The sequence below is a fragment of the Ciceribacter thiooxidans genome (assembly GCF_014126615.1).
GTDB lineage: Bacteria > Pseudomonadota > Alphaproteobacteria > Rhizobiales > Rhizobiaceae > Allorhizobium > Allorhizobium thiooxidans.
In genome coordinates, this window is record NZ_CP059896.1 from 817,637 (window position 1) to 843,249 (window position 25,613).

General features: G+C 63.6%; 24 protein-coding genes, 1 tRNA gene and 2 pseudogenes. 10 read left to right on the forward strand and 17 right to left on the reverse strand.

Annotated elements, in window-relative coordinates:
• Positions 1-278 precede the first annotated feature (278 nt).
• Positions 279-1,532 carry a Zn-dependent hydrolase gene (locus H4I97_RS03785; protein ID WP_182306607.1) on the reverse strand — a complete coding sequence of 418 codons (1,254 nt, stop codon included), beginning with the start codon at positions 1,530-1,532 and terminating at the stop codon, positions 279-281.
• Positions 1,533-1,820: 288 nt separating this feature from the next.
• On the opposite strand from H4I97_RS03785, the gene H4I97_RS03790 reads away from it, so the two are divergent.
• Positions 1,821-2,468: a TetR family transcriptional regulator C-terminal domain-containing protein gene (locus H4I97_RS03790; protein ID WP_182306608.1), complete on the forward strand. Its 648-nt coding sequence runs from the start codon at positions 1,821-1,823 to the stop codon at positions 2,466-2,468.
• Here the strand turns inward: H4I97_RS03790 and H4I97_RS03795 are convergent, their stop codons facing one another.
• The 6 genes from H4I97_RS03795 to H4I97_RS03820 all read right to left on the reverse strand — a co-directional run bounded on the left by H4I97_RS03795 (position 2,469) and on the right by H4I97_RS03820 (position 10,974).
• Positions 2,469-3,398, reverse strand: a complete 930-nt coding sequence (locus tag H4I97_RS03795) for a DMT family transporter (RefSeq protein WP_244658706.1) — start codon at positions 3,396-3,398, stop codon at positions 2,469-2,471.
• 114 nt (positions 3,399-3,512) lie between these two features.
• Complete coding sequence (locus H4I97_RS03800; protein ID WP_182306609.1) at positions 3,513-4,349, reverse strand: EamA family transporter; 837 nt, start codon at positions 4,347-4,349, stop codon at positions 3,513-3,515.
• A gap of 3 nt (positions 4,350-4,352) precedes the next feature.
• Complete coding sequence (locus H4I97_RS03805; RefSeq protein WP_182306610.1) at positions 4,353-7,040, reverse strand: bifunctional diguanylate cyclase/phosphodiesterase; 2,688 nt, start codon at positions 7,038-7,040, stop codon at positions 4,353-4,355.
• Between the two features lie 242 nt (positions 7,041-7,282).
• A complete protein-coding gene (preA, locus tag H4I97_RS03810) occupies positions 7,283-8,596 on the reverse strand; it encodes an NAD-dependent dihydropyrimidine dehydrogenase subunit PreA (RefSeq protein WP_182306611.1) in 1,314 nt (437 codons plus the stop codon).
• Positions 8,597-8,614: 18 nt separating this feature from the next.
• Positions 8,615-9,976 carry an NAD(P)-dependent oxidoreductase gene (locus H4I97_RS03815; RefSeq protein ID WP_182306612.1) on the reverse strand — a complete coding sequence of 454 codons (1,362 nt, stop codon included), beginning with the start codon at positions 9,974-9,976 and terminating at the stop codon, positions 8,615-8,617.
• 116 nt (positions 9,977-10,092) lie between these two features.
• Positions 10,093-10,974: a helix-turn-helix domain-containing protein gene (locus H4I97_RS03820; RefSeq protein WP_182306613.1), complete on the reverse strand. Its 882-nt coding sequence runs from the start codon at positions 10,972-10,974 to the stop codon at positions 10,093-10,095.
• A 108-nt stretch (positions 10,975-11,082) separates the two neighbouring features.
• Between H4I97_RS03820 and pobA the strand changes: the two are divergent.
• From pobA to H4I97_RS03835, 3 genes and pseudogenes are all read left to right on the forward strand, one after another.
• Positions 11,083-12,251, forward strand: a pseudogene (gene pobA / locus H4I97_RS03825) (4-hydroxybenzoate 3-monooxygenase).
• A gap of 185 nt (positions 12,252-12,436) precedes the next feature.
• Positions 12,437-12,835 carry a DUF2325 domain-containing protein gene (locus H4I97_RS03830; RefSeq protein WP_182306614.1) on the forward strand — a complete coding sequence of 133 codons (399 nt, stop codon included), beginning with the start codon at positions 12,437-12,439 and terminating at the stop codon, positions 12,833-12,835.
• Positions 12,832-13,116 carry a hypothetical protein gene (locus H4I97_RS03835; RefSeq protein ID WP_182306615.1) on the forward strand — a complete coding sequence of 95 codons (285 nt, stop codon included), beginning with the start codon at positions 12,832-12,834 and terminating at the stop codon, positions 13,114-13,116. The genes H4I97_RS03830 and H4I97_RS03835 overlap by 4 nt, the downstream gene beginning before the upstream one ends.
• A gap of 19 nt (positions 13,117-13,135) precedes the next feature.
• On the opposite strand, the gene H4I97_RS03840 is transcribed toward H4I97_RS03835, so the two are convergent.
• From H4I97_RS03840 to H4I97_RS03855, 4 genes are all read right to left on the reverse strand, one after another.
• Entirely contained in the window at positions 13,136-13,498 is a 363-nt protein-coding gene (locus tag H4I97_RS03840; protein ID WP_182306616.1) for a DUF423 domain-containing protein, read from the reverse strand.
• A gap of 8 nt (positions 13,499-13,506) precedes the next feature.
• Positions 13,507-13,896, reverse strand: coding sequence for a group II truncated hemoglobin (locus tag H4I97_RS03845; RefSeq protein WP_182306617.1), 390 nt, complete (start codon positions 13,894-13,896; stop codon positions 13,507-13,509).
• Between the two features lie 234 nt (positions 13,897-14,130).
• The gene (locus H4I97_RS03850) at positions 14,131-15,081 is read right to left on the reverse strand and encodes a trypsin-like serine peptidase (RefSeq protein WP_182306618.1); all 951 of its coding nucleotides are present in this window, start codon (positions 15,079-15,081) and stop codon (positions 14,131-14,133) included.
• A gap of 148 nt (positions 15,082-15,229) precedes the next feature.
• Positions 15,230-15,925, reverse strand: a complete 696-nt coding sequence (locus tag H4I97_RS03855; protein ID WP_182306619.1) for a hypothetical protein — start codon at positions 15,923-15,925, stop codon at positions 15,230-15,232.
• Positions 15,926-16,325: 400 nt separating this feature from the next.
• On the opposite strand from H4I97_RS03855, the gene H4I97_RS03860 reads away from it, so the two are divergent.
• On the forward strand, positions 16,326-16,934 hold the full coding sequence (locus H4I97_RS03860; RefSeq protein WP_182306620.1) for a recombinase family protein: 609 nt from the start codon (positions 16,326-16,328) through the stop codon (positions 16,932-16,934).
• 188 nt (positions 16,935-17,122) lie between these two features.
• Positions 17,123-17,437, forward strand: a complete 315-nt coding sequence (locus H4I97_RS03865; protein ID WP_182306621.1) for a hypothetical protein — start codon at positions 17,123-17,125, stop codon at positions 17,435-17,437.
• A gap of 67 nt (positions 17,438-17,504) precedes the next feature.
• Here H4I97_RS03865 and H4I97_RS03870 read toward each other — a convergent pair whose 3' ends face one another.
• Positions 17,505-17,972 (reverse strand): acyltransferase, encoded by a 468-nt coding sequence (locus H4I97_RS03870; protein WP_182306622.1) that lies wholly within the window; start codon positions 17,970-17,972, stop codon positions 17,505-17,507.
• A gap of 687 nt (positions 17,973-18,659) precedes the next feature.
• Between H4I97_RS03870 and H4I97_RS24900 the strand changes: the two are divergent.
• A pseudogene (locus H4I97_RS24900) lies at positions 18,660-18,885 on the forward strand (IS481 family transposase); the annotation flags it as partial.
• Positions 18,886-18,923: 38 nt separating this feature from the next.
• Here the strand turns inward: H4I97_RS24900 and H4I97_RS03875 are convergent.
• Positions 18,924-19,000 (reverse strand) — tRNA-Arg (locus H4I97_RS03875).
• Positions 19,001-19,340: 340 nt separating this feature from the next.
• Between H4I97_RS03875 and H4I97_RS03880 the strand changes: the two genes are divergently transcribed.
• On the forward strand, positions 19,341-19,805 hold the full coding sequence (locus tag H4I97_RS03880) for a MarR family winged helix-turn-helix transcriptional regulator (protein WP_244658707.1): 465 nt from the start codon (positions 19,341-19,343) through the stop codon (positions 19,803-19,805).
• A gap of 6 nt (positions 19,806-19,811) precedes the next feature.
• On the opposite strand, the gene H4I97_RS03885 is transcribed toward H4I97_RS03880, so the two are convergent.
• From H4I97_RS03885 to H4I97_RS03900, 4 genes are all read right to left on the reverse strand, one after another.
• A complete protein-coding gene (locus H4I97_RS03885; RefSeq protein ID WP_182306623.1) occupies positions 19,812-20,276 on the reverse strand; it encodes a hypothetical protein in 465 nt (154 codons plus the stop codon).
• A 102-nt stretch (positions 20,277-20,378) separates the two neighbouring features.
• The gene (locus H4I97_RS03890) at positions 20,379-21,197 is read right to left on the reverse strand and encodes a transglutaminase family protein (protein ID WP_182306624.1); all 819 of its coding nucleotides are present in this window, start codon (positions 21,195-21,197) and stop codon (positions 20,379-20,381) included.
• Positions 21,198-21,218: 21 nt separating this feature from the next.
• Complete coding sequence (locus tag H4I97_RS03895) at positions 21,219-22,163, reverse strand: alpha-E domain-containing protein (protein ID WP_182306625.1); 945 nt, start codon at positions 22,161-22,163, stop codon at positions 21,219-21,221.
• Between the two features lie 3 nt (positions 22,164-22,166).
• The gene (locus tag H4I97_RS03900; protein ID WP_182307537.1) at positions 22,167-23,561 is read right to left on the reverse strand and encodes a circularly permuted type 2 ATP-grasp protein; all 1,395 of its coding nucleotides are present in this window, start codon (positions 23,559-23,561) and stop codon (positions 22,167-22,169) included.
• Between the two features lie 360 nt (positions 23,562-23,921).
• Between H4I97_RS03900 and H4I97_RS03905 the strand changes: the two genes are divergently transcribed.
• Both H4I97_RS03905 and H4I97_RS03910 read left to right on the forward strand, forming a co-directional pair.
• On the forward strand, positions 23,922-24,827 hold the full coding sequence (locus H4I97_RS03905) for a DMT family transporter (RefSeq protein WP_182306626.1): 906 nt from the start codon (positions 23,922-23,924) through the stop codon (positions 24,825-24,827).
• Between the two features lie 40 nt (positions 24,828-24,867).
• Positions 24,868-25,611, forward strand: a complete 744-nt coding sequence (locus H4I97_RS03910; RefSeq protein ID WP_182306627.1) for an SDR family oxidoreductase — start codon at positions 24,868-24,870, stop codon at positions 25,609-25,611.
• Positions 25,612-25,613: the final 2 nt, after the last annotated feature.

Genomic DNA, 25,613 nt, shown 5'->3' on the forward strand with positions numbered 1-25,613 from the left:
CCTTCGTGCCTGATCTGTCTTGCCCGGGCGGCGCTTGGTGATGTCCGGTCGATCGTCTGCCATGCGGGAGACCCCCTCATCCGGCGCTGCGCGCCACCTTCTCCCCGCGGGGGAGAAGAGGTCACGCCGGCGCGGTGCGCTCCATTTCTTGAGGCCAAACAATGGCATAATTGACCCGGTCGCCGGAGACTGGAAGGTCGCGGCGCGCACCCCCTTCTCCCCAGCGGGGAGAAGGGGGCCCGAAGGGCCGGACGAGGGGGCGCCGAAGGCGGGTGACATCACCCCACAATCTCCGCGGTTTCCAGCACCGCGTGGAAGAGCACGTCGGCGCCGGCGGTGGCCCATTCCCTGGAGATGTCCTCTGCCTCGTTGTGGCTGAGGCCGCCGACGCAGGGGCACATGACCATGGTTGCCGGCGCGACCTTGGCCGCCCAGCAGGCGTCGTGGCCGGCGCCGGAGATGATGTTCATGTGGCTGTAGCCGAGCCGTTCGGCGGCCTTGCGGACACGTTCCACCAGCACCGGATCGAAGGTGACGGGGTCGAAATGCCCGACCGCCTCCACCGAACAGCCGACGCCGAGCGCTTCGCAGATCACGGCCGCCTCTTTCTCGATCCGCGCGCGCATGGCGTTGAGTTTGGCGAGGTCGGGGGTGCGGATGTCGACGGTGAAGACGACCTTGCCCGGCAGAACGTTGCGGGAATTGGGAGAGAAGAAGACCTGTCCGACGCCGCCGACGGCGCCCGGCTGGTTCTCCATGGCGACCGTCTGCACCATTTCCATGATGCGGGACATTGCAAGGCCGGCATTGACGCGCATCGCCATCGGCGTCGAGCCGGTATGGGCCTCCCTGCCGGTCAGGGTGAATTCCAGCCACCAGAGACCCTGACAGTGGGTGACGACGCCGATCTGCCTGTCTTCGGCCTCGAGGATCGGCCCCTGCTCGATGTGATATTCGAAATAGGCGTGCATCTTGCGGGCGCCGACATCCTCGTCGCCCTGCCAGCCGATGCGCTTCAACTCCTCGCCGTAGGTCTTGCCCTCGGGGTCCTTGCGGTCATAGGCGTAGTCCAGCGTATGGACGCCGGCGAAGACGCCGGAGGCGAGCATGGCCGGCGCAAAGCGCGCGCCTTCCTCGTTGGCCCAATTGGTGACGACGATCGGATGCCTGGTCTTGATGCCCAAGTCGTTCATCGAACGGACGACTTCGAGGGCGGAGAGCACGCCGAGCACGCCGTCGAACTTGCCACCGGTCGGCTGGGTGTCGAGATGCGAACCGACATAGACGGGCAGCGCATCGGGGTCGGTGCCGGGGCGGGTCATGAACATGGTGCCCATCTTGTCGACCCCCATGGTGAGCCCGGCCTCGTCGCACCATTTCTTGAAGAGGTGGCGGCCTTCGCCGTCGGCGTCGGTCAGCGTCTGGCGATTGTTGCCGCCGGCAACGCCGGGGCCGATCCTCGCCATTTCCATGAGTGAATCCCACAGGCGATCGCCGTTCACGCGCAAATTCTCGCCGGGTGCAGCCGTCATTGCAAAATCCTCACCAGTTTTTCGATGGGGCCATGCAAGCCGCATGCCCTCTTTTTGTTCCCATGGTCCCGGGCGGCCTCTTCGTGCCTTGTCCGGTGTCACATCCCCGGTTGCCTTTGTCAGACAACTGGCAGATAATTTGACCGATTGGTAAACATTACTACTTCCATCGCCGCACTCAAGCCGGAAAAATCAAAAAGACACGACAATTTGGCGGGCAATTGCCGAAAAGATGTGCAGCGGAAGAGGGCAGTGACAGCGGCGGCCGACGGGCGACAGGAGGAACGCATGGCGATACCGAGGGCAGCACAGACGCAGCGCCGGACGCGCATCCAGGAGGAGAAGGAGGAGGTGATCCTCGAAGCCGCCCTGGACGTATTTTCCCGCCGGGGCTTCCGTGGTGCGACCATCGACCAGATCGCCGAGGTCGCCGGCATGTCGAAGCCGAACCTGCTCTATTATTTCCGCACCAAGGAGGCGATGCACCGTACCCTCATCGACCGGGTTCTCGACACCTGGCTCGAACCGTTGCGCGCCTTCGACGCGGAAGGCGACCCGGAGGAAGAGGTGCGCTCCTACATCCGGCGCAAGCTCGAGATGGCTCGTGATTTTCCGCGCGAGAGCCGCCTTTTCGCCAACGAAATCCTGCAGGGCGCGCCGAACATCGAGGACGTGCTCAAAGGCCCGCTGAAGGCGCTGGTCGACGAGAAGGTCGAGGTGATCCGAAGCTGGATAAGCGCGGGCAAGATCGTCGGCTGCGATCCCTACCACCTGATCTTCTCGATCTGGTCGACGACCCAGCACTATGCCGATTTCGACGTCCAGGTGCGGGCCGTTCTCGGTGAAGGCCGGGCCTGTGACGACCGTTTCGAGGATGCGGCGCGCTTCCTCGAAGCCTTCTTCGTGCGCGGGCTCGTTCCGATAGGGGCCAGCTAATCAGTCCGGCAGCCGTGCCATCAGGAGGAGACCGCCTGCGGTGACCAGCGCACCGGCAAAGACGGACGCGGAGGCCCAGCCGTGGCCGATCAGGCCTTCCAGGATGATGATGAAAGTCGGCGTCAGGTAACCGTAGCCGAGCACCTTCGGCGCGGGCAGGCGCATCGAGGCAAACTGCAAGAGGAAGAAGGTGATGCCGGTGGTGACGACCGCGAGATAGAGTGCGGCAAACCAGACGAAGCCGGGCAGAGCGGCGTAATCGATGCTCGCAAGCTGCGGCGTCGCCGGAATCAGGATGAAGAAGAGGGTGCAGACGGTCGCCCAGAAGACGAAGACGATCGCCGGTTCGCCGCGATTGAAGCGGCGGAGCAGCGGCACATAGGCCGCGTGGCAGAGCACGCCGACGAAATAGATGAGCTCGCCGCGGCCGACGTCGAAGGCGAGGAGCGCGGCGAGATCGCCGCGGAAGATCACCCATATCGCGCCGACGGCGGCAAGCAGCAGGCTCAGCAGCACGCCGGGCCGGGTGCGCTGGCGCATCAGCATCCAGGCGAAGACGGCGCTTGCGAGCGGCATCAGCGTGAACACCGCGCCGGTCGCAACGGGTGCGGTGAACTGCAGCGCGATGAACATGGTGACCATGTAGACGGCCATCAGCAGGCCGAGGACGAAGAAGCGCGCCGGCTCGGACGGCAGGCGGAAGCGATGCCGGAAGATGCCGAAACACAAGGTGCCGATGACGGCGACGGTCGCCCCATAGCGCACCGCCTGCAACGCGATCGGCGGCATGGAACGGGTGGCAAGACCGCCGATCGAGAAGGACGAGGCGATCAGCATGGCAAAGAGCAGCATCGCCAGATGGGCCAGCAGCTTCTGCCGTCCCGTGGCGTGAATATTATGCCTGTTTGCAGACGTTTGCTCGTTCGTCATGACCATTCCCTGCCGATCGCGACGCACGTCGCGGCACCGCCGTAGCATGGCGCGGCGGTGGCCGGAAGAACCGATTGTGGGAGACGCTTCGTGCCGAGGTGTGCCCGACGCCGGTCAGCGCATGCGGAGAATCATCGCGCCGGCGGCGATGATGAGTGCGGCGGCGATGCGCGTGCCCCCGACCCGTTCCTTGAGTACAAGCGCCGAGATCGCCGCGCCGAACAGGATCGACGTCTCCCTCAGCGCCGCGACGACCGCAACGGGCGCGAGCGTCATCGCCCAGAGCGCGATTCCGTAGGAGGAGAGCGTCCCGATGCCGCCGATCAGTCCGAGATGCCAGTTGCCGGCGCTGTAGCGCCGGAAGACCTCGCGGCGGGTGAGGAGGGCCCAAAGCAGCAGCGGCGGGCCGGTGAGGAGAGATAGCCAGAGCGTGTAGGCCGCCGGCGATCCGGACAGCCTGACGCCGACGCCGTCCACCAATGTGTAGCCGGCGATGACCACGGCGTTCATGAGGGCGAGCATGACGCCGGCTCGGCTGTCGCGTCCCGGCAGTCCGCCCATCATGCTGAGAATCCCGGCGCAGATGACGGCGACACCGATCCAGCCGGCGGTCGAAAGGGGCTCGCCGATCCACGTGGTGCTCGCGAGCGCGACCAGCAACGGCGCCGTTCCGCGCATCAGGGGATAGGTCTGGCTCATGTCGGCCGCATGATAGGCGCGGGCGACGAGCACGAAGTATCCGACCTGCAGCACGGTCGAGGTGGCGATAAAGGGCCAGCTCGCCGGAGCGGGCTGAGGGAGGAAGGGGAGGACCACGGCGGCGATCAGGGAGGCGGAGGCCGCGACGAGCACCGTCGTCAGCAGCTTGTCACCCGCGCCCTTGACGAGTGCGTTCCATGTCGCGTGAAGAGCGGCGGCGAAAAGGACGATTACAAAGACGGAGAGGGCCAAGGATTACGCCGATCGATTGTCTTCGGCGGCCGGGCGCGCCCGGTCCTTCGCAAACTGCAGGAAAGCTGCCCCGTCCATGGGGCGGGCGAGGGCATAGCCCTGCAGGGACTGGCAGCCAAGGTCGCGCAGGATCGCCGCGTGCTGCATCGTTTCCACACCTTCGGCGACGATCTCGATGCCGAGAGAACGGCCGATCTCAACGATCGAACTGATCAGCCGGCGCTGTGCCGGTGATCCGATGATCGGGCAGGTCAGCTGGCGATCGATCTTGAGCCGACGCGGGGAGATCTTCAGCAGCGACAGGATCGAGGCGTAGCCGGTGCCGAAATCGTCGATTTCGATGTCGATGCCGTGGCGCCTGATTCGTTCGATGTTCTCGATGACCGCCGAGCCGTTATCGTCGAAAGAGATCGACTCAAGGAGCTCGAAGGACAGGCTGCCGGGCAGCAGTTTCAACTGGTCGAGATGCTGGAAAAGGCTTTCGTCGAAAAGACGCTGGGCGGAGATGTTGACCGACACCTTGCGGATGTCGAGATCGTTGGCGCGCCAGCGAGCGAGCTGAAACAGCGCCTGGTCGAGGATCGTCGCGTCGATCTGCGAGACGACGTTGAGGTTCTCTGCGACCTTCAGGAACCTGTCGGGGCCGAGAATGCCGAGTTCCGGGTGCTCCCACCGTGCAAGCGCTTCGACGCCTGAAATCTCCAGCGTGTGGGCGTCGAACTGTGGCTGGAAGTACGCGACGAAGTCGTTCTGCTCCAGCGACCGGAGGATGGCGTCCGCGGTCTTCTTGGTGCTGATGGTCAATGACTTCAGTTCGTCGTTGTAGCGTTCGACGCGATTGCGTCCGTGCCGCTTCGCCTCGTAAAGGGCGATGTCGGCGTTGACCAGCAATTGCTCGATCTGCATGCCGGAATCGGCGCGCGAGGCGACGCCGATGCTGGCGCCGATGCGGCATTCGTGCCCGGCATAGGTCAGAGGCAGGTTGATCGCATCGATGAGCCGTTTGGCAAGGTCGAGATGTTCCCGTTCGTTGAAGGCGCCTGCGCAGACGACGACGAACTCGTCACCGCCGATGCGGGCGACGAAATCCTCCGCGCGGATGCTCTCGCGCAACCGGAGCGCCGCCTGCTTCAGGATGTGATCGCCGGCGCTGTGGCCGAGCGTGTCGTTGATGTCCTTGAAGCGGTCGAGATCGATGTGAAGCAGCGTGAAGTGTTCTGCTTCTCCCGCCTTCTCATTCAGCTTGGCGAGATACTGGTCGAGATAGCGCCTGTTCGGCAGGCTGGTCAGCGCATCGTGAAGCGAATTGTGCTCCATGTGCTGGCGGGCGAGCTCGAGTTCGCGGTTCTGTGATTCCGCCCGGGCCTTCGCCTCGCGCAGTTCCTGCTGCAGCGTCACGTCCGCCGTGACGTTCCAGTTTACCCCGACCATCTTCCGACGGAGGAAGGAGTCGCGGTAGGTGGTGCCGAGCGCGCGGATATGGCGAACCTGGCCCGACGGGGTGACGATGCGGAATTCGGTCGCGTAATCCGTGCCGTCGGCGATGCAGGTGCGAAAGACCCGTTCGGCCTCCTCGAGATCCGCCGGGTGGAGCGCGTTCCGCCATGTTTCGTAGGTGTTGCCGACGGCGGAGATCTCGACGCCATAGAGTTGCGCCATGCGGCCATCCCAGTTGAGGGCGCCCGTCGCCAGGTCGAGCTCCCAGACCCCGATCTTGGAGGCCTCGAGCGCGATGTCGAGCCGGTGCGAGAGGGCGTGCAGTTCCTCCTGGTGGCGAGACAGCACGGCAATGTTCTTTTGCCGTTCGCGCAGAAGGCTGGCGACCCAGATGACCGGTCCGAGGATCATCGCACCGACCGCCAGCATCCACAGGCGCGAGACCCACATGTCCGTCTGTGGCTGACTCCAGCCGGCCTTCGGGACCGCAGCGATCTTCCAGCTCTCATGGCCGAAGTTGATGAGCATGCTGACCGGCGCGCGCGCAAAGGTCGTGGAGTCGCCGTAGAAGGTTTCGATGAGCCGGCCGTCCTCGGTCGTTGCAATGGCGATGTCGATGTCCAGGGATCTGGCGAAAAGGCCGCTGTCGGCGAGCAGCTTCTCGATGTCCACGACCCCCGAGACGATGCCCCACAGGACGGGAGCTGAGCCCGCCTTTTCGACCATCACCGGGTAGCGCACGACAAGTCCGCGGCCGCCCTGGAGCAGGTCGACAGGGCCGGTCACGACGAAATGTCCGGTCTCCGCAGCCTTGAGCGCGCCGTCTCGCTGCGCCGCATTGGTACGATAGTCGAGGCCGATGACGGCCTTGTTGGCTTCATAGGGGTAGGCGTATGCGACCTTAAGGTCAGGGGCGCCGACGACGTTCCGCAGTTGCGACTTCGCGCTCAAAATTCTCCTGGAGAGCGCCGAAAACCGTTCCCCATCGATCGTCTGCTCCGTTTCGAGCGCCGCGACGAGGCCTTTGAGCAGCTGGATGTTTGCGCTCATGTTGCCTTCGAGCTTGGCCCGGATGAGGCCGAGATTTTCCGTCACTTCTGCGCGGAGGTTGTCCATGCTGATGTGCTGGCGCTGCTTTTCCGCATACGCCATGGAAATCGCCAGAGCGACGACGACGATGATCGCCGGCAGATAGTAGGGCAGGACGGACCGAAAGTATTGCCAGTTCGGGCGTCTGTCGTCGGTTGGGTTCATATTTGAAACGGATCGAGCAACGGATTGAATTGTGACGAAAGCTTAGGAAAGCCTCCCTTGTGCAAACTGCAGGATGGAGGAAACCCTTGAAGAATTTCTGAATCGAGTTGTGGGCGCCCGATTGCCTTACCTTGGGTGGATGATGCGTGTTCCATTGCTGGCGGAGCACGAAAAGAAGAGGGCCGCGGTTTGCTCGGCCCTGAAAGACGATATTTTATGAGGCGACGGAAGCGTTGCGACGACTATTCCGCCGCCTGCACCGCCATCGGGTTGTTCGGGTGCGTCGTCCAGTTGGCGTAGTTCGGGTCGACCGGCCTGCCGGTACGCTGGTCCATCGTTCCGGGCTCGAGACCGACCATGGTGATGCAGTTCTCGACCGGGCAGACGTTGACGCAGAGATTGCAGCCGACGCATTCCTCTTCCTTGACCTCGAAGTGGCGAATGCCGTCGACCATCGCCGTGATCGCCTGGTGCGAGGTGTCTTCGCAAGCGATGTGGCAGCGGCCGCACTTGATGCAGGCGTCCTGATCGATGTGTGCCTTGGCGATGTAGTTGAGGTTGAGATACTTCCAGTCGGTGACGTTCGGCACCGCCCGGCCGCAGATGTCGTCGAGCGTACGGTGTCCCTTGGCGTCCATCCAGTCGGAAAGCCCGCTGATCATCTCCTGGACGATCTTGAAGCCGTAGGTCATCGCCGCGGTGCAGACCTGGACGTTGCCGGCGCCAAGCACCAGGAATTCCGCCGCATCGCGCCAAGTGGTGACGCCGCCGATGCCGGAGATCGGCAGACCATAGGTCTCCGGATCGCGGGCGATTTCGGCGACCATGTTCAGCGCGATCGGCTTGACCGCCGGGCCGCAATAGCCGCCATGGGTGCCCTTGCCGCCGACCGTCGGGTTCGGCGCGAAGTTGTCGAGGTCGACCGAGACAATGGAGTTGATCGTGTTGATGAGCGACACGGCGTCTGTCCCGCCGGCCTTGGCGGCACGCGCGGGCTTGCGGACATCGGTGATGTTCGGCGTCAGCTTGGTGATCACCGGCATGCGGGTGTACTGCTTGCACCAGCGCACGACCATCTCGATGTATTCCGGCACCTGTCCGACCGCAGCACCCATGCCGCGCTCGGACATGCCGTGCGGACAGCCGAAGTTGAGCTCGATGCCGTCTGCACCCGTTTCCTCGACGAGCGGCAGGATCGCCTTCCACTCTTCCTCGACGCATGGCACCATGATCGAGGCGACAAGCGCCCGATCCGGCCAGTTCTTCTTGACCATCTTCATCTCCTGCAGGTTCACCTGCAGCGGACGGTCGGTGATGAGTTCGATGTTGTTGAGGCCGAGCAGCCGGCGGTCGGCACCCCAGATCGCGCCGTAGCGCGGGCCGTTGACGTTGACGACTGGCGGCCCTTCCGAGCCCAGCGTCTTCCAGACGACGCCGCCCCAGCCCGCCTTGAAGGCGCGCTCGACGTTGTAGGCCTTGTCGGTCGGCGGTGCAGAGGCGAGCCAGAACGGGTTCGGAGACTTGATGCCGACGAAGTTGTTGCGAAGATCAGCCATGATATCTCTCCCGATCCTTTAGGCGACAGCAGTGACGCCCGCCGCCGCAGCGGCGAGAGACCGGTTGATGCTTTCGGCCGCGTCGCGGCCCATGGCGACGGCCGAAACCGTCAGGTCCTTGCCGCCCGCCGCGCAGTCGCCACCAGCCCAGACGCCGGGAACGGAAGTGCGGCCCTCGCCATCGATGGCGATCTTGCCGGCCTCGAGCTGCAACTGTTCGACGCCGAGGAGATCGAGCTTCTGCCCGATCGCCACGAGGACCTGGTCGGCCTTGATCTCGACGGTGTGGCCGGTGCCCTTCATCATGCCGCTTTCGACGTGGGTGTACTCGAAGGTGATTGCCGAGACGTGCCCGTGGTGATGGGCGACCTCCTTCGGCTGCAGCCAGTGGCGGATGCTGACGCCCTTGGAAGCGGCGAGATCCTGCTCGAACTCCGAGGCGTTCATGTGCTCCTTGCCGCGGCGGTAGCAGATCGTGACGTTTTCGGCGCCGAGTGCCTTGGCCTGCACGCCAGCATCGATCGCCGTCATGCCGCCACCGATGACCACGACGTCGCGGCCGACCGGAACGTCGCCCTTGCTCGACGCCTCGCGCAGGTTGGAGATGAACTCCACCGCATCCGCCACGCCGTTGATGTCGGCGCCCGGAATGCCGAGCATGTTGACGTTGCCGAGGCCGATGCCGAGGAAGACTGCGTCGTGTTTCGCCTGGAGGTCGGCCAGCGTGAAGTCGCGGCCGAGCATCTCGCCGTTGATGACGTCGATATTGCCGATCGAGAGCACGTAGTCGACTTCCGCCTGGGCGAAGTCGTTGGTCGCCTTGTAGGCGGCGATGCCGTATTCGTTGAGGCCGCCCGCTTTCTCGCGGTGATCGTAGATCGTCACGCGGTGGCCGTGCATCGCAAGCCGGTGGGCGCAGGCGAGGCCTGCCGGGCCGGCGCCGACGACCGCGACGCTTCTGCCGCTCGATGCCGCGGGCTGGTAGAACTGGCGGCCCTCGTCGATCGCGAGATCGGTGGCGTAGCGCTGCAGCCGGCCGATCTCGACCGGGCGCTCCTCGGCCGTGTTGCGCACGCAGGCCTCCTCGCAGAGCGTTTCGGTGGGACAGACGCGGGCGCACATGCCGCCCAGGATGTTCTGGTCGAAGATCGTCTTGGCCGCGCCGGTCGCATTGCCGGTCGCGATCTGGCGGATGAACATAGGGATGTCGATGGCCGTCGGACAGGCCGTCATGCACGGTGCATCGTGACAGAAGTAACAGCGGTCCGAGGCCACCAGTGCCTCGTGGTCGCCGAGGCGCGGGTGCAGGTCGGAGAAATTCTTTGCATATTCGGCAGCGTCGAGCCGCCCGGCCCTCAGGCCCGGTTCCAGTCTTCGCATCGCAGTTCCCTCTTTTTTATGGCGCGATTGCAATGACGGTAACTCAAGATAAAAAATTTATCAAACGGTAAAATTTTTTCGTTGAAGTGTCGCGCAACGCCGGTGACGCAAGGGTTCTAGCCGCCGAGCAGGGCCTGTTCGCGGTCCCTGTAGCGGGCGGGGGAGAGGCCCGCATGACGGGAGAAGAATCGGCTGAAATAGGCCTGATCCTCAAAGCCCAGGCCGTCCGCCACCTGCTGGATCGTGATGCCCGCGAAGACGAGATCTCGCTTGGCTTCGGATATGATGCGCTCGGCGACGAGGTGGCTCACCGGCTTTCCGGCAATTGCGCGCGCGATGCGGTTGAGATGAGTGACCGAAACGCCGAGCTCGCGTGCGTAGAACGTCACAGGCTGGTGCGCGCGAAAGCCATCATTGATGAGCGCGGTCAGCTGTTCGAAGCGCACCTGATCCCGACCGGCCTCCATCGCTTCCGTCGCTCCGCCCATGCGGAAGACGAGGAGAAGCGTCGAGATTAGCATCGCCTCGAGAAGCGGCGAGGGGCTGTTGCCCGCCTGTGTGATCTCGCCTTCGATGCGATTTAGAGTCTCGCCGATGTAGGGCGTATCCGGATGATCCGCCGGCATCTGCGTCAGGCGGGGGCGAGACAGCCATTCGGCAATCCCCTTGTGTGCCGGAAGCCTGGCCGGCAGTCGCTTCGACATCAGGGTGATGACGGCGCCGTCGACGTCGGTCGAGAAACGGAAGCCGTGCTCATGGCGCTCCGGCACGACGATCGCCGCCGGCGCCGTGAAGGGGTGCCATTCGCCGCCGATCAACGCCTCGCCCTTGCCGTGGCGGATGTGCAGAATTTGAAAGAGGCACGCGTGGCGATGCCGCTTGATTTCCCAGCCATGGAGGCGGCTTCGACTGGCGATCGATTCCGCATGAACCCAAAATTCGGGGATTTCAGCGGTATCTTCGCCGTAGAGGGCATAGGTCGGAACGCGCGTGTTCATTCTGGTCCGTCGCCATGATGTTCGAAACGTCCAAATATTTGCCGGAATTTTCCATTGTGGGCAAGCGGCGCGGGCTTATCATTTGGCAAGAAATCAGGGAGGATTTCCATGCGCACCCAAGTCGTTATCGTCGGCTCCGGCCCGTCCGGGCTGCTGCTCGGCCAGTTGCTCGCCAATGCGGGTATCGACAACATCATCCTCGACCGCGTCGACCGCGACTACATTCTCGGGCGCATTCGCGCCGGGGTGCTGGAGGTCGGGGCCGTCGACCTGCTCGACCGCGCCGGCTGCGGCGAGCGGATGCACGAGGAGGGTCTGGTCCACGACGGCTTCGAGCTTTCGTTTCTCGGGCGGCGTCAGCGCATCGACCTCAAGGGCCTCACCGGCACGTCGGTCATGGTCTACGGCCAGACGGAACTCACCCGCGACCTGATGGATCATCGCTCCGCAACCGGGGCAGGACGATCTACAATGCCGCCAACGTCACGCCGCATGATTTCGACGGTGCCTCGCCCTATGTCACCTATGAGCAGGACGGTGTCACCCACCGCATCGACTGCGACTACATTGCCGGCTGCGACGGCTTTCACGGCGTCTGCCGCGCCTCGGTCGAGGGCAAGGGCCTCCACACCTTCGAGAAGGTTTATCCCTTCGGCTGGCTCGGGCTTCTCGCCGACGTTCCGCCCGTCCACCACGAACTCATCTACGCCAATCACGCACGCGGCTTTGCGCTCTGTTCGCAGCGTTCCCATACGCGCAGCCGCTACTATGTGCAGGTGCCGCTGACGGACAAGGTGGAGGACTGGTCGGACGACGCCTTCTGGGACGAAATCCGCCGGCGGCTGCCGCAGGACCTGGCCGAGGCGATGGTGACCGGGCCGTCGATCGAAAAGTCGATCGCGCCGTTGCGGTCCTTCGTGGCCGAGCCGCTGCGGTTCGGTCGGCTCTTCCTCGTCGGCGACGCCGGCCATATCGTGCCGCCGACCGGCGCCAAGGGGCTCAACCTCGCCGCTTCCGACGTTCACTACCTCTTCGAGGGACTGCGCGAGTACTACGCCGACAGGAAGGCTGCCGGGCTCGACGCCTATTCGGCCCGCGCGCTGTCGCGGATTTGGAAGGCGGAGCGCTTCTCCTGGTCGATGACCATGCTGCTTCATCGCTTTCCCGATGACGGGGATTTCGGCAGCAGGGTGCAGGAGGCCGAACTCGACTATCTTTCCTCCTCGCGGGCCGCGCAGACCGCGATGGCGGAGAACTATGTCGGCCTTCCCTACTGACCATTGGAACTCGCGAACGGCGCGGTGGTGGCGGGGCAAAACCTGCCGTCGTCCGCTCCGGAATAAAGATGAGGATAAGTCTCAAGTTTATTCTTTACTGTGAAACTCATGTTTTGTAGGTTGCTCATCGCAGCGGCCGGATTGCCGCCGCTGCCGGGGCAGACGCAACCGACAGAAGGTGGAGCATGGCGAAGAAGAACAGGAAGAGCAGCCCTCGAAATGCAGTCGAGACAGCCGCTCCTGCAGAGGCCGGCGGGCGGTCCTCCAGCGAGGTCCGCAGCTTTCTCTATGTCGGCGGGCGCGATTGCCAGGTCGCCCATCTTCGCCAGATCGCTAGCAGCTACGGCGCGGAACTTATCCATCACGACGGCGGTTTACGGGAGGCAGTGTCGCGCATCGACACCGTGCTCCCCTCGGTCGACTGCGTGTTCTGCCCGATCGACTGTATCAGCCATGACGCGTGTCTGAGGGTGAAAACCGGCTGCAAGAAGCTCGGCAAGACGTTCATTCCTCTGCGCAATGGCTCGAAGTCCAGCCTGGAGCGGGCGCTCCAGACGATGAGCGAAAGGAACGATGTCTCATGAGTTACGATGCTCCAGACCCCGCGCTCCTGATCGGCTTGCAGAAGCTTGCGGAACGACATGGCGAGGGTTTTGCCACGGAACTCGGCGAGCGGCTGGCCGAAGAGACGGAGCGGAACGCCGCCGGAGCCGAGGTCGTCGCCATTCCAGGCCTGCACCAGCGGCCGGTCACCCGTCTGCCGCACGGCGCCTATAGCGGCGGCAAAAACGGACGCGGCGCGGCAAACGTCATCGCGTTTCCGCTGCCGCGCTGGAAGCGCAACGAGAAGCGGCGGCGGAGCTGATCGGCTTCTTGTGGTGCCTTCAGTCCTGTCGGGTACGGAAGAACGCGCCGAAACCGGCGATGAGCCAGCCGAGCATCATCAGGATGCCGCCCGTCGGTGCCGCCATCGGAAACAGGCTGGCGCCGGCGAACTGCTTCATTGACAGATCTCCGGCAAAGAGCAATGTGCCGATGGCGAGCACCAGTCCGGCGGAGGTCGCCGTGCGGATCTGCCGGTGGCCCGCGTAAAGGGCAAGCAGTGCCGGCGCATGGGCGAGGCACATCATCGAGGCGGGACGCAGCAGGGTTTCCGAACCGAGATGGGTTGCAGCTGCGGCGAGCCCGACGCCGGCGGCGCCCATGAGCCCCGCGAGCAGCAGGAAGAGGGGGCGAATGCGGTCCATCCGGCGTGCTATTCCTTGTTCTGCATGTGGTGGGCGAGCCGTTCGACAGGATCCCAGATGATGTTCCGCAGCATCTCGCTCTCGATCGACTCGTCGAGTGCGCGGCGGAAGCAGAGCAGCCATTCGTCGCGCTCGACCGGGCCGATCTCTGCCATCATGTGGCGGCGGCGCAGCATCGGATGGCCGCGCTTCTCCATGTAGATGGGCGGACCGCCGAGGTAGCCGGTCAGATATTCGTAGAACTTCTCTTCGCTGCCGCTCAAGTCTTTCGGGTGGACGGCGCGGCAGCGGGCGGCCTCCGGCAACGTATCCATGAGATGGTAGAAATGCCGGACCAGCGCGCGCACCGTCGTGTCGCCGCCGATCGCTTCGTAGAGCGTGATTACGTCTTCAGTCACCGATAGAACCTCAAGGAGCCGCCAGCTCTACATGGCGGGTTTGACGCGCCGGTGCAACCGTGCGGGCCGCTCTGCGGCGATCGGGCACATGTTTCGGTGCGAAGGGAGAGACGTCGTCGATCGCCTGCCTTCGTCTGCGGATGCCCGGCGGCACGGAGACGAGGGCGGCGGCAGGCGATCGACGCCGACCCGGGGTGGCGCCGGGTCAGGGTGTCCGGCGCGGCCGGAAGCGGTCTAGTTGTCGCACTTCGCCTGGCGCACGTGCTCCATCAGCCGTTCGGTGTCGGCGGTGAAGAGCGGGCCGTTCTCCTCGTCGTCGACGCCTTCGAGGTGGTGCGAGTTGAGGCTGATGACGAGATTGTCGTCGACGCCACCGTCCACCTTGAAGCTCGCGAACCATGCGCCGCCGCTGTTGCCGCTGCGCATCGGGTTGCCCTTCATGGTGACGATGCCGCCGGAGATCGACGACCACCGGCCGTCGACCTTGTAGAGGTAACGTCCCTCGTCATAGTTGTACGGATAGCCGACGGCGGTGATCGCGTCCTTTTCGGGTTCGCCGGTGCGCAGCGCGAGCGGCGGGCGGCCGTCATCGACATCCGTCAGGATGAAGGCGTAGTCGTAGGCGAAGTTTTCCGACGGCGTGTGATAGGACGTGAAGAGCGACATGCATTTCCAGCCGACATCCTGAACGGACGTGCCGTTGGCGTAGGCGCGCTGGAAGAGGAAATCGTGGTTCCAGTCATGAGCATCGTCGGTGTCGTAGACGCAGTGCGCTGCGGTCAGCACGACCTTGAAATCCTCGGTGAACTGCGCGGTGCAGGCGTAGAGCTTGCCGTCGGCCTTGCGGAAGATGAGCCGGCCCGTGCTCCAGTAGGGATCGGCGGTACCGGGATTGTCGATCCGTTCCGGGACGCCCTGCTGCTTCAGGTTGGATTTCCGCTCGATCTCCGGCGCGCCGGGGCTCAGTTCGCGGAAGCGCTGTTTCATCTCCTCGAGCGCTTCCGGGCTTGTGGTCCTCTCCGGCAAGGGAACGGCGGTTTCGACGTCCTCCGCGGAGAGCATGTCGGCGCCGGTGTTCTTCAGGTTTTCGATCTTGAGGCCGTTCGCCGCGGCAGCCGGTGCTACGGCAAGGAGGGCGGTGGCAGCCAGGCTCGCCCCGGCGAAGCGGATGGTTGTGCGTTTCATGACCTTGGCCTTTCTCGTCGGGCAAGGCCTTCGGCTCCTCGCAATGGCGGGAGACGGCGCCTTTGACCTTCGGTTTCGTGGAAAGCGTGACCTCTTAAGGGTGCCCGGTGGCCGGCCCGGGTGGAACCGGCCGCCGGGGCGGAGGCGATCAGAGCAGCAGCGGCGTCCGCAGCTCGATGAGCCCCTGTTCGAGCAGGGCCTTCGACGAGGTTTCGGGCACGAAGACGCCACGGTCCGCATCGTATTTCAGCGTCATGTCGTTGACGCCGCCGCCGAACTTGGCGACTGCCGTGTGGCCGATGATCTTGGTGATGATCGTCTCGCTGGCGAACTGGCTCTGCAGCCAGATGTAGATGCTGGTGAACGGCGTCATCTGGATCTGCTGGGTGGCGAGCACCGTCTGGGCGGAGATCGGCTTGCGCTCCGCCGGCTTCTTGTTGATGAGCGCCGATTGCGACAGGCCGAAGGTCAGGAACGGATACTGCGAATTCGGCATGTCGTTGTTGGCGGCAAAGGTGCCGCCGGGGATCGACGGATCCTTCTGGAAGGAGTTGAAGACGGCCGCCGAGGTGAACGGATAGTAGCCGCCGTCGAGCGCCGGGCCGGGGGTCACTTCGGAGAGCTTGCTGATGCTCGCGCCCTGGGCGACGGCGGTGGTGGAGGCGAAGACCCAGTAGTCCTCGGTCCATTCGACCGTGGTGGACTGGAAGGGATCGATCGACAGCCAGATGACGTTCGGGTCGCCGCTGCCGACCGGCTTTGCGAGCGTGATGCGCTGCTGGGCCGCCTTGATGTTCTTCAGGTCGTCCGGTGCGATGTTCAGGGTCAGGCTATAGTTGGGCATTTCCCGTATCCTCTTTTCTCGGTTGAACGATGCGCTTCGGAAGGCGCCATCTGCGTCTCGAAAGCGTTCCTATTTGCGCAATCACCGGAAACCGATCTGCAACCAGTGATTTTGCTCCGGTTGCGATCTCTCTCCGCGGCAAAGACGGACGGTGTCCGGCAGGTGGAATAATTCCCGTTATCTTTCAGCGCGTTGACAATTCTCGAGAAAGTGGCCCCATTGGTCGGGTCGATCGGCTTCGTGCTGCGCAATGCATACTTATAGATGTATTTTCTTATTGACCAATACCTAAAGATGTGCTCAAAAGGGAACGTTTATGATACAGATTGCCTTCGTAGCCGGGGTTCTCCGGGCGCGGTGAGGGCTGGTAGGTGACCTAGAACTGGATGCGCTTTCGACAATGCGGATAGGTTATGCGCGTGTATCGACGTCCGACCAGAACATCGACCTGCAGTTGCAGGCGCTCGCGGAGGCCGGATGCGACCATGTCTTCACCGACCAGGGCCATTCCGGCGCCTCGCGCAACCGTCCGGGTCTCGCGCAGTCGATGGGCCGGCTGAAGCCCGGCGACACGCTCGTCATCTGGCGGCTCGACCGGCTGGGGCGCTCGCTCTCCCATCTCATCGAAGTGGTCACCGAGCTCGGACGCCGCAACATCGGCCTCTATTCGATCACCGAGGCGATCAACACGGCCTCGGCCGGCGGCATCCTGATCTTCCACATCATGGGGGCGCTTGCGGAATTCGAACGGACGCTGATCTCGGAGCGGACCAAGGCCGGCATGTCGGCGGCGCGCGCCCGCGGCCGGCAGATCGGCCGGCCGGTGAAGCTGCCGCCCGATAGCGTCGCCGACGCGATGCAGGCGATCGGCGCGGGCGAGCTCTCGGCCACCGATGCCGCCCGCGAGCTCGGGGTGAGCCGCGCCACGCTCTACCGGGCGATGGGCCGGAGCAGGCGGTACGCAAGTGAGTGCGGTGCGCTGGACCTCCTGGCCGAGGCGCTCACCTGACCGGCGGGATGTGACGTCCCGCGGGCGAGGGTGCCCGCAGCGCTTTTCATGCAGCTTTTTCCGCGCAAGCGGCGTCCCCGGCTTTTTTCGGTTCTTGCCCCGCTTTTCCGGTTCTCGCCCGTGGCGGAGGACTTGCGCGCGTCCCGCCGCGCGTGTGACCCTTGGCAGAGAGGTTTCAGGGGGAACACATGAGACGCATGATCGCCGCCGTCATCGCCACGGCACTCGCAACCGCACTCCCAACGCTGGCCGCCGCCGCGCTTTCCGGCTTCTACGACAGCGCCGAGCGGATCAACACGATCCTCGCCAGCAGCGACGTCGCGAACGCCCTCCGCCAGGCGCCGGTCGGCGCGATCTCCAACACCGGCACGCGCAAGGACGGCGCGAGCGAATGGCAGGTGCGCACGCAGGAATGCGACCTCACCGTCTACCTCGTGCCCATCCCGCCCGAAGGAACGGGCAAGACCACCTACCGGGTGGAGGTTCCGGGGACGTGTGAGTGAGGGGGGGAGGGGTCTAGCAGCGGCGGTCCAACGGTATCGTCGAGCGCTCGGCGCCACTCTATATGGACTAGATCAGTTCATGGCTCCATGTGACGCCATCCCGCACAACGCGAGCAGGAGTGCCTATCGCAAGGCTCTCAGGTGGAATATCCTTCGTCACAACCGAGCAGGTTCCTATTATAGATCCGTCTCCTATGACCACGCCCTTGAGAACGCGAACATTTTCGGCCAGCCATACTCGCTTGCCGATCGAAACGTTCGCGGCGGGATTTATCCGCTCTTTTGTTCGCAAATCGATGATGGAATGCATATCGCTAATGGTGATCAGGCTGTCTTTCGCAATGAGGCATTCATCACCAACTGTCAGAATGCCGAATTCGTGGGCGTGAAGCTTCACCGTCCAGGTAAAGCCAACGTTCTTTCCGACTTGAATGTTCGCGCCTCGGTTTGCAAATATGTCAATAAAGCCGAGCAGGCAACCCGAGCCAATTTCAACTTTGCTGCCGTTCCATATTTGGATCTGGCCGCCACGCATTGCGCAGCCTTGCCAATGCGCAGCGTATTGTCGTCCCCGGAAAAAATTATTTTACCAGATTGAATTTCCAGAAACTTCGGGTCCACGTCCAAAACATTGTTGCGGCCTTGGTCTACAATTTCAATTGTCATTGGCGCTCTCGACTATGAACGGTCCGTTGCTCAACGGCTAGTGCATGGGCTGTATGCGCGTCAATGCTTTCCGCGTCATATGACGGGGAGTGCCCTCCGCCTTAGTCTCAGATTGGCATCTATATCAGGCCGAAGCCATGAAACGGATGTACGCCAAAAGATGGCCATGTGATTGGGCGAGCTGCACAGCCGATGTTTCTGTCGATCAACGATGTGCCCGATGTCCGCATAGCGCCGCCGGCTTCACGATTGGTAGGGTCGATTTAAGTTGCAGAGCGTTGGGCGGGGAATGGGATCTGGCGGCAAGCTAGCTGCAACGAACTTGGCGCACGATATGTTCGCGCTGTTCGCTTTGCCGTTAAAAGCTGACGAAAGACCGCCGCCGCACCACAGCATAAGCTGTGCAATCGAGAAGCTGATTGTCCGGACCAAGCAGGGCAGCCCAACTGGGGCGCACCGGAGATCAGAGAGCGGCTGGCGCGGCTATATCCGGATGTTCACACGCCGGCGATCTCGACCGTGCATGCCGTTCTCGACCGTAACGGCCTAGTCAAGCCCGTTCCATGACCAGACAATCACCGTTACGACATGCGGACGCATCTGCTACAAGCGCAAGAAGATCAATCTCAGTCTGGTCTTCGCTGGTCAGACCGCCGGCGTCAAACAGGTCGAAGACAATATTTGGCTTGCAAGCGTCATGGATACGATCTGGGATGAGACATGCAGGCTCGAACCTTTCGAACCCTTGCGGTCCAAAAGTGTTACCTATGTCTCAGGAATAAAACGTAACCTATGTGCCCAGAACGGACCAAAAATTGAATGGCGCACCCGACAGGATTCGAACCTGTGACCTTTGGAATCGGAATCCAACACTCTATCCAGCTGAGCTACGGGTGCTCCGTCGGCCTGTGCGGCCGAAGCGCTGACGAAGCGGTCATACCCTAGACTCGTTTCGCCTGCAATCGCGAAAATGAACGGAGCGGGTCTTTGCCCTGCGCCTTTCTTCGTCTCTCCTCACGCGCCGCGATCGCCGCGGGCAGGGGGCGTCGCGCCTCGTCCTGCCATCGGCCGAAGGCATTTGCAAAAAAGACATACTTTTTCGGAATATATTTGTTTCGCAGTCACTTGGACGGCGAGGCTTGTGCCGGTCGGGCGTTCTAGTACTATGTTGGGAGGCTTCCTCGGGAATGCGTGCGGCATCGTCCTGTGGAGCGGAGTGGGGGAGAATGGCCTAAGCATGCCGAGAACAAAAGACGGGGAACCAAATCCACAGTCGGCAATCGATTTTTCCATGATGGAGGATGCGGTCGGGTATCGATTGCGCCGGGCGCAACTGGCGGTCTTCCAGCAATTCAACGAGGCGTTCGCCGCCAAGGACCTGCGACCGACCGATTTCGCGGTCCTGCTGCTGCTCAGCTGCAATCAGGGCCTGAAGCAGAGCGAAGTCGCCGAAGCGCTCGGCATCCAGCGGGCGAATTTCGTCGCGATCGTCGACGGTCTCGAAGAGAAGGGGCTGGTGGAGCGCCGGAAGTCGGAAACCGACCGGCGCGTGCAGGCGCTCTATACGACGAGGACGGGCGCCGAGTACCTGAACGAGCTGATGCCGATCTGGGCAGAGCATGAGGAACGCCTCATCGCACGGCTCGGCGGCACCGGCGAACGCGACCAGCTGATCCATCTCCTGAAACGTCTCTGCGACTGAGAGACGTCACGCGAGCCGGGCGAGCGCCTCGTCGATCAGCAGGTTGGCGACCTTCATCCGCATGTTGGCGGCGTCGCGGAAGGCTTCGTGCACGCCGTCCGGATGATTGGCGCGGGCAAACCGGCGCCGCTTTTCAGCGAGTATCGCGGCGGTGTCGTCCGCCGAAAGCGCCAGATCCTCGGCGATCTCCTGCGGCAAGAGCCGGGCAAGGTGCGCCGGCATGACCGGCGGCTCCGGTGGAGCCGGTTCCGCCGGCGGTACAATGCTCTCTGCCTCTCCGTCCTCGGCCATCAGGTCGCGATAGAGGTCTTCCGCCCGGCGGCCGTCTGTTGCGGGCGCGGCACCGGCCTCGCGGACGAAGCCCGACGAGAGCCCCGAAACCCGGTGGGCGCGCGGCTCGTCGTCGTCCTCGGCGGCGCGCTCCGCCGCGAGCCGCTCCACCACCGACTGAAACACCGATCGTCCGAACACCCTGTTCTCCGCCCGAGAAGCCTGTTTCGGGCGGCATTCTAGAGTGCGAGCATGGTGCCGAACTGACCTCGTCAGCCGGGGATCGCGAGACGCACGGCGCTCTCAGTTCTGGCTTTGGGCCTGTTCCTGGCGCCTGACGACGACGGCGACCGAGAGGTTTTCGCCCGCCGGGCCGATCCGCATGCCGGAGACCGGCGCGGCGTCGGCATAGCAGAGGCCGGAGGCGATCCGCACATAGCGCGCATCCGGGCAGACGCGGTTTGCCGCATCGAAGCCGACCCAGCCGAGCCCCGGAAGATGCGCCTCCGCCCAGGCGTGGGTCGCCGTCTGCTCCTCCTGCCCGTCCATCATCAGATAGCCGGAGACGTAGCGGGCGGGGATGTCGAGGCTCCGGGCGGCTGCGATGAAGATATGGGCATGGTCCTGGCAGACGCCGTGGCCGGCCTTCAGCGCCTCTTCGGCGGTCGTCTCGGTGCCGGTCATGCCCGGCTGATAGCGCACGTTCTCGTGGATCGCGTTCATCAGCGCATGCATGCGGGCGAGCGGATCGTCGTCGGGAAGGTTGCGGGCCAGTTCGCGCACCTGTTTTCCGGCCCTCGTGCGCGGCGTGTCGCGCAGGAAGAGCCAGAGCGGGGTGTCGCCCGCGTGGGGCCCGAAGACGCCGGCGCGGTCCTCCGTCTCGACCTCGCCGGAGGCGACAATGTGGAGCTGCCTGTCGCCGCCCTCGCCGGAGACCAGTTGCACATGGTTGCCGAAATGATCGTCGTATCCGGCCTCGATCGCCGCACCGTCGACGGCGACCTGCCAGGACCGCACCTTCTGCCCGGGCGAACTCTGCGGGGTCAGCCGCAGCCTTTGCAGCGAGTAGGAGATCGGCTGGTCGTAGCGGTATTCGGTCGTATGGGTGATTTTCAGCCGCATGGCGCGCTCCATCCGTTCGAATTAGCTGTAGAACCGGTATCCATCGGATATCTCGCGCCCCAACTGGTTGTTGCGGGCGATGAAATTGCCGAGGAATTCGTGCAGCCCCTGGTCCATGATCTCGGCGACGGAGGTCGAGCGCAGGCTGCGACGCACCTCCTCGGCGGTATCGTGGGCCGGCAGCCGCTCATCGTATTCGCGGCCGATGTAGCCGAGATCGCTGGTGATCTTCTCGTAGGAATAGGCGAGCGAGCGCGGCATCTGCACGTTGAGGATCAGGAAATCGGCGATGTTGGCGGCGCGATGGTCGCCGCCATCATAGACCCAGCGATAGGACCGGTGGGCCGAGACCGAACGCAAGATGGACTCCCACTGCATGTTGTCGAGCGAGGAACCGACATGGCTCACCGCCGGCAGTAGCACGTAATACTTCACGTCGAGAATGCGGCTCGTATTGTCCGCCCGTTCGATGAAGGTGCCGATGCGAGCGAAGTTGTAGATCTCGTTCCTCAGCATCGATCCGTGGAAGGCGCCGCGGATCAGGCCCGTTCCGTTCTTGATGGCACCGATCACTTCCGGCAGATCCGCCGGTTTCAGCCGACGGGCCAGCGTCTGCCTGAGACTGATCCAGCACTCGTTGGTCGCTTCCCACGTCTCGCGGGTGAGCGCTGTGCGCACCATGCGGGCATTGTTGCGTGCTGCCTCTATCGAGGAGGCCACACTCGAGTGATTGGCCGGGTCACGCAGCATGAAATCGATGGCGTCGGCCGCGGTCAGCGTGTCGTGGCCGGCGCCGAAAGCGTCGCGCACGCCGGCACTCTGCAACACCGCATCCCAGTCCTCGTCCGAGGTACTACTGCGGGTGAGCGACACCCTGAGGCCGGCATCGACGAGACGGGCGACGTTTTCGGCCCGCTCGATGTAGCGGAACATCCAATAGAGGCCGTTGGCAGTTCTTCCGAGCATCCGTCAGTCCTCCAGAACCCAGGTGTCCTTGGTGCCGCCGCCCTGGCTTGAGTTGACGACGAGCGATCCCTGCTTGAGGGCGACGCGCGTCAGCCCGCCGGGGATGATCTGCACCTTGTCGGAGACGAGCACGTAGGGCCGCAGGTCGACATGGCGCGGCGCCATGCCCTTGTTGACGAAGATCGGCACGGTGGAAAGCGAAAGCGTCGGCTGGGCGATATAGTTCGACGGCTGAGCCTTGAGCTTGGCGGCAAAGGCGGCGCGTTCCTTCCTTGAGGCGGCCGGGCCGACCAGCATGCCGTAGCCGCCGGACCCGTGAACCTCCTTGACGACCAGTTCCTCGAGATGCTCCAGCACGTATTTCAGGCTGTCAGGCTCGGAGCAGCGCCAGGTCGGCACGTTTTCGAGAAGCGGCTTGCGGCCGGTGTAGAACTCGACGATCTCCGGCATGTAGGAATAGATCGCCTTGTCGTCGGCAATCCCGGTGCCGGGCGCATTGGCGATCGTGATGTTGCCGGCACGGTAGACATCCATGATGCCGGGAATGCCGAGCGCGGAATCCGGCCGGAAGGTCAATGGATCGAGGAAGTCATCGTCGACGCGGCGGTAGAGCACGTCGATCGCCTCGTAGCCGCGGGTGGTGCGCATCTTCACCTTTCCGTCGATGACGCGCAGGTCCGAACTCTCGACGAGCTCGACGCCCATCATGTCGGCGAGGAAGGAATGCTCGTAATAGGCGGAATTGTAGATGCCCGGCGTGAGCACGGCGACGCGAGGCTTGCCCTTGCAGCCGGGCGGGGCGAGCGACGCGAGGCTCTGGCGCAACAGGTGCGGATAGTCCTCGACCCGCCGAACCTTGTTGATCTGGAAGAGCTCGGGAAACATCTGCATCATGGTTTCCCGGTTCTCCAGCATGTAACTGACGCCGGAGGGCGTGCGGGCATTGTCCTCCAGCACGTAGAACTGGTCCTCACCGGTCCTGACGATGTCGGTGCCGACGATGTGGGTGTAGACGCCGCCCGGAGGCCGAAAACCGATCATCTCCGGCAGGAAGGCATCGTTCCGCTCGATGAGCCGGGCGGGGATGCGGCCGGCGCGGACGATCTCCTGTTTGTGGTAGATGTCGTCGAGGAAGGCGTTGAGCGCCAGCACCCGCTGCTCGATGCCCTGGGCGAGACGGCGCCATTCCCGGCCGGAAATGATGCGCGGAATGATGTCGAAGGGAATCAGCTTTTCCGAGGAATCGGCATGGCCATAGACGGCGAAGGTGATACCCGTCTTGCGGAAGATGTTTTCCGCGTCCCTCGATTTCGCCACCAGCCTTGCCGGATCCTGTCCGGAGTACCACTCGTGGTAGGTCCGGTACGGCGTCCGCGGATCCTTGTCCGCGGTCAGCATTTCATCGAACGTCAATGCGCCCCCCTTTGTCGTTCTTGGTTCCGCAACAGCATCTTCAATGATGCAAGAAGCGTGCACAATCGGAAATACCTACTTTTTCCGGTGGTCGTTCTCCTTTCGCTGCACGACATCGCTTGCGCTTTCGGCGAATATTCGGGGCAGGCGCCGGGATGCGGGCGACGCGACGAAGGGTTGCGGCCTGGATATGCACTCGGCCGCCTGAAATTTGGGCGTTGGCAATTGCTCAATTTTTAGGCGATTCCCTGCCGATCAGCGGAATTGATGGCTGCGATCAACAAAACTCCTTTGAGCTTGTCCCTCCCGCCCGCTAAGCGGTAAGCACCCGATTCGGAGAACCTCGTGACACTTGCCCGCCTCGCGCCCATCCTCTTCGTGTTTCTCTGGTCGACGGGCTGGGTGGTCGCGAAGTTCGCCGACCGCTTCGCCGATCCGCTGACCTTCCTTGCCGTGCGCTATGCGGTCGCGGCGGTCCTTTTCTACATGGTCTGTCGTTCGACGGGTGCGGCATGGCCGAAGAAGCCGGCGGCATTCTTCCATGCGCTGGTTTCCGGCGTTCTTCTTCACGGTTTCTATCTCGGCGCCGTGTGGTGGGCGATCGGGCAAGGGGTGCCGGCGGCGATTTCCGGCATCATCGCCGGCCTGCAGCCGTTGATGACCGGCATCGCGGCGACCCGTCTGGTCGGCGAACGGCTCAACCCGTCGCAGCGGCTGGGGCTCCTGCTCGGTTTCGTCGGCATCGCGATTGCTGTGCTGCCGAAAGTCTTCGCCGTCGATGCGGCCGCCATTCCCGCCTTTGCGGTCGTGGTCAACATCATCGGCATGGCGTTCGTCAGCGGCGGCACGATCTACCAGAAGCGCTACCTGCACGAGGGCGACATCCGCACGGTCGCCACGTTGCAATATGTCGGAGCGCTCGCGGTAACACTGCCGGCTGCCTACCTGATCGAGGACATGCGGATCGAATGGAGCCTCGGGCTTGTCGCGACGCTCGGCTGGGCGGTGCTCGGCATCTCCATGGGAGCGATAATGCTGCTCCTCTACCTGATCCGCCGCGGCGATGTGTCGAAGGCTGCCTCGCTCATCTATCTCGTTCCGCCGCTTGCCGCCGTCGAGGCGGCCGTCGCGTTCGGTGAACAACTGACGGGCTGGATGATGGCCGGAACGGCGCTGGCAGTCGTCGGCGTCTACCTCACCAACAGAGGCGCACGGCCAGCTCAGGAATCGGGTGTCGGCGTTCGGCGGTGACCGTTATCCGTGACCTCCCTCAACAAAAGGAGAGAGGTTCATGCTGCAAGACAAGATCGCAATCATTACCGGAGCATCGAGCGGTATCGGGCGCGCAACCGCCTTGCGTTTTGCGAGGGAAGGTGCCGCCCTCGTCGTCAATGCGCGGGGCGAAGAAGCGCTTTCCCGTCTCGCCGACGACGTCGCGGCCACGGGTGCCAAAGTCGTTGCCGTCGCGGGCGACATATCCGACGAGGAAACCCACCGGCGGTTGGTCGATGCTGCCCTCGAAAACTTCGGCGGGCTGGATATCGCCGTCAACAACGCCGGCACGGCCGGGCCCTACAAGCCGCTTGCCGATGTGTCCCTCGAGGAATGGCAGGAGACGCTCGCGGTCAATCTGACTGGTGCATTTCTCGGCGCCAGAGCACAGATCGCCGCCATGCTCGCGACCGGCGGCGGCTCGATCGTCTTCACCTCCACCTTCGTCGGAACCAGCGTCGGTATTCCGGGAATGGCGGCGTACGGCACGTCGAAGGCGGCACTGATGGGGCTCGTCAAGGGGATCACAGCCGATTACGGCGCGAGCGGCATCCGCTGCAATGCGTTGCTGCCGGGTGGTGTCGATACGCCGCTTGCCGGCGATGCGGCCCAAAAGGAGTGGGCGGCCGGCCTGCATGCGATGAAACGGATCGCCGATCCGGAGGAAATCGCCGCGGCTGCACTGTTTCTGGCGAGCCCCATGGCGAGTTTCGTCACCGGCTCGGCGCTCTACGCCGACGGCGGCAACGCTGCGGTGAAGTGAAA

Excerpts from the sequence above, each read along its gene's own strand:
- H4I97_RS03900 (WP_182307537.1), bottom strand. The coding sequence starts at position 23,561 with ATGCTGACCGCGGACAAGGATCCGCGGACGCCGTACCGGACCTACCAC.
- H4I97_RS03805 (WP_182306610.1), bottom strand. The coding sequence starts at position 7,040 with ATGAACCCAACCGACGACAGACGCCCGAACTGGCAATACTTTCGGTCC.
- H4I97_RS03865 (WP_182306621.1), top strand. The coding sequence starts at position 17,123 with ATGAGACGCATGATCGCCGCCGTCATCGCCACGGCACTCGCAACCGCA.
- preA (WP_182306611.1), bottom strand. The coding sequence starts at position 8,596 with ATGGCTGATCTTCGCAACAACTTCGTCGGCATCAAGTCTCCGAACCCG.
- H4I97_RS03830 (WP_182306614.1), top strand. The coding sequence starts at position 12,437 with ATGGCGAAGAAGAACAGGAAGAGCAGCCCTCGAAATGCAGTCGAGACA.
- H4I97_RS03835 (WP_182306615.1), top strand. The coding sequence starts at position 12,832 with ATGAGTTACGATGCTCCAGACCCCGCGCTCCTGATCGGCTTGCAGAAG.
- H4I97_RS03815 (WP_182306612.1), bottom strand. The coding sequence starts at position 9,976 with ATGCGAAGACTGGAACCGGGCCTGAGGGCCGGGCGGCTCGACGCTGCC.
- H4I97_RS03860 (WP_182306620.1), top strand. The coding sequence starts at position 16,326 with ATGCGGATAGGTTATGCGCGTGTATCGACGTCCGACCAGAACATCGAC.
- H4I97_RS03850 (WP_182306618.1), bottom strand. The coding sequence starts at position 15,081 with ATGAAACGCACAACCATCCGCTTCGCCGGGGCGAGCCTGGCTGCCACC.
- H4I97_RS03890 (WP_182306624.1), bottom strand. The coding sequence starts at position 21,197 with ATGCGGCTGAAAATCACCCATACGACCGAATACCGCTACGACCAGCCG.
- H4I97_RS03910 (WP_182306627.1), top strand. The coding sequence starts at position 24,868 with ATGCTGCAAGACAAGATCGCAATCATTACCGGAGCATCGAGCGGTATC.
- H4I97_RS03820 (WP_182306613.1), bottom strand. The coding sequence starts at position 10,974 with ATGAACACGCGCGTTCCGACCTATGCCCTCTACGGCGAAGATACCGCT.
- H4I97_RS03790 (WP_182306608.1), top strand. The coding sequence starts at position 1,821 with ATGGCGATACCGAGGGCAGCACAGACGCAGCGCCGGACGCGCATCCAG.
- H4I97_RS03785 (WP_182306607.1), bottom strand. The coding sequence starts at position 1,532 with ATGACGGCTGCACCCGGCGAGAATTTGCGCGTGAACGGCGATCGCCTG.
- H4I97_RS03855 (WP_182306619.1), bottom strand. The coding sequence starts at position 15,925 with ATGCCCAACTATAGCCTGACCCTGAACATCGCACCGGACGACCTGAAG.
- H4I97_RS03870 (WP_182306622.1), bottom strand. The coding sequence starts at position 17,972 with ATGCGTGGCGGCCAGATCCAAATATGGAACGGCAGCAAAGTTGAAATT.
- H4I97_RS03840 (WP_182306616.1), bottom strand. The coding sequence starts at position 13,498 with ATGGACCGCATTCGCCCCCTCTTCCTGCTGCTCGCGGGGCTCATGGGC.
- H4I97_RS03880 (WP_244658707.1), top strand. The coding sequence starts at position 19,341 with ATGCCGAGAACAAAAGACGGGGAACCAAATCCACAGTCGGCAATCGAT.
- H4I97_RS03795 (WP_244658706.1), bottom strand. The coding sequence starts at position 3,398 with ATGACGAACGAGCAAACGTCTGCAAACAGGCATAATATTCACGCCACG.
- H4I97_RS03895 (WP_182306625.1), bottom strand. The coding sequence starts at position 22,163 with ATGCTCGGAAGAACTGCCAACGGCCTCTATTGGATGTTCCGCTACATC.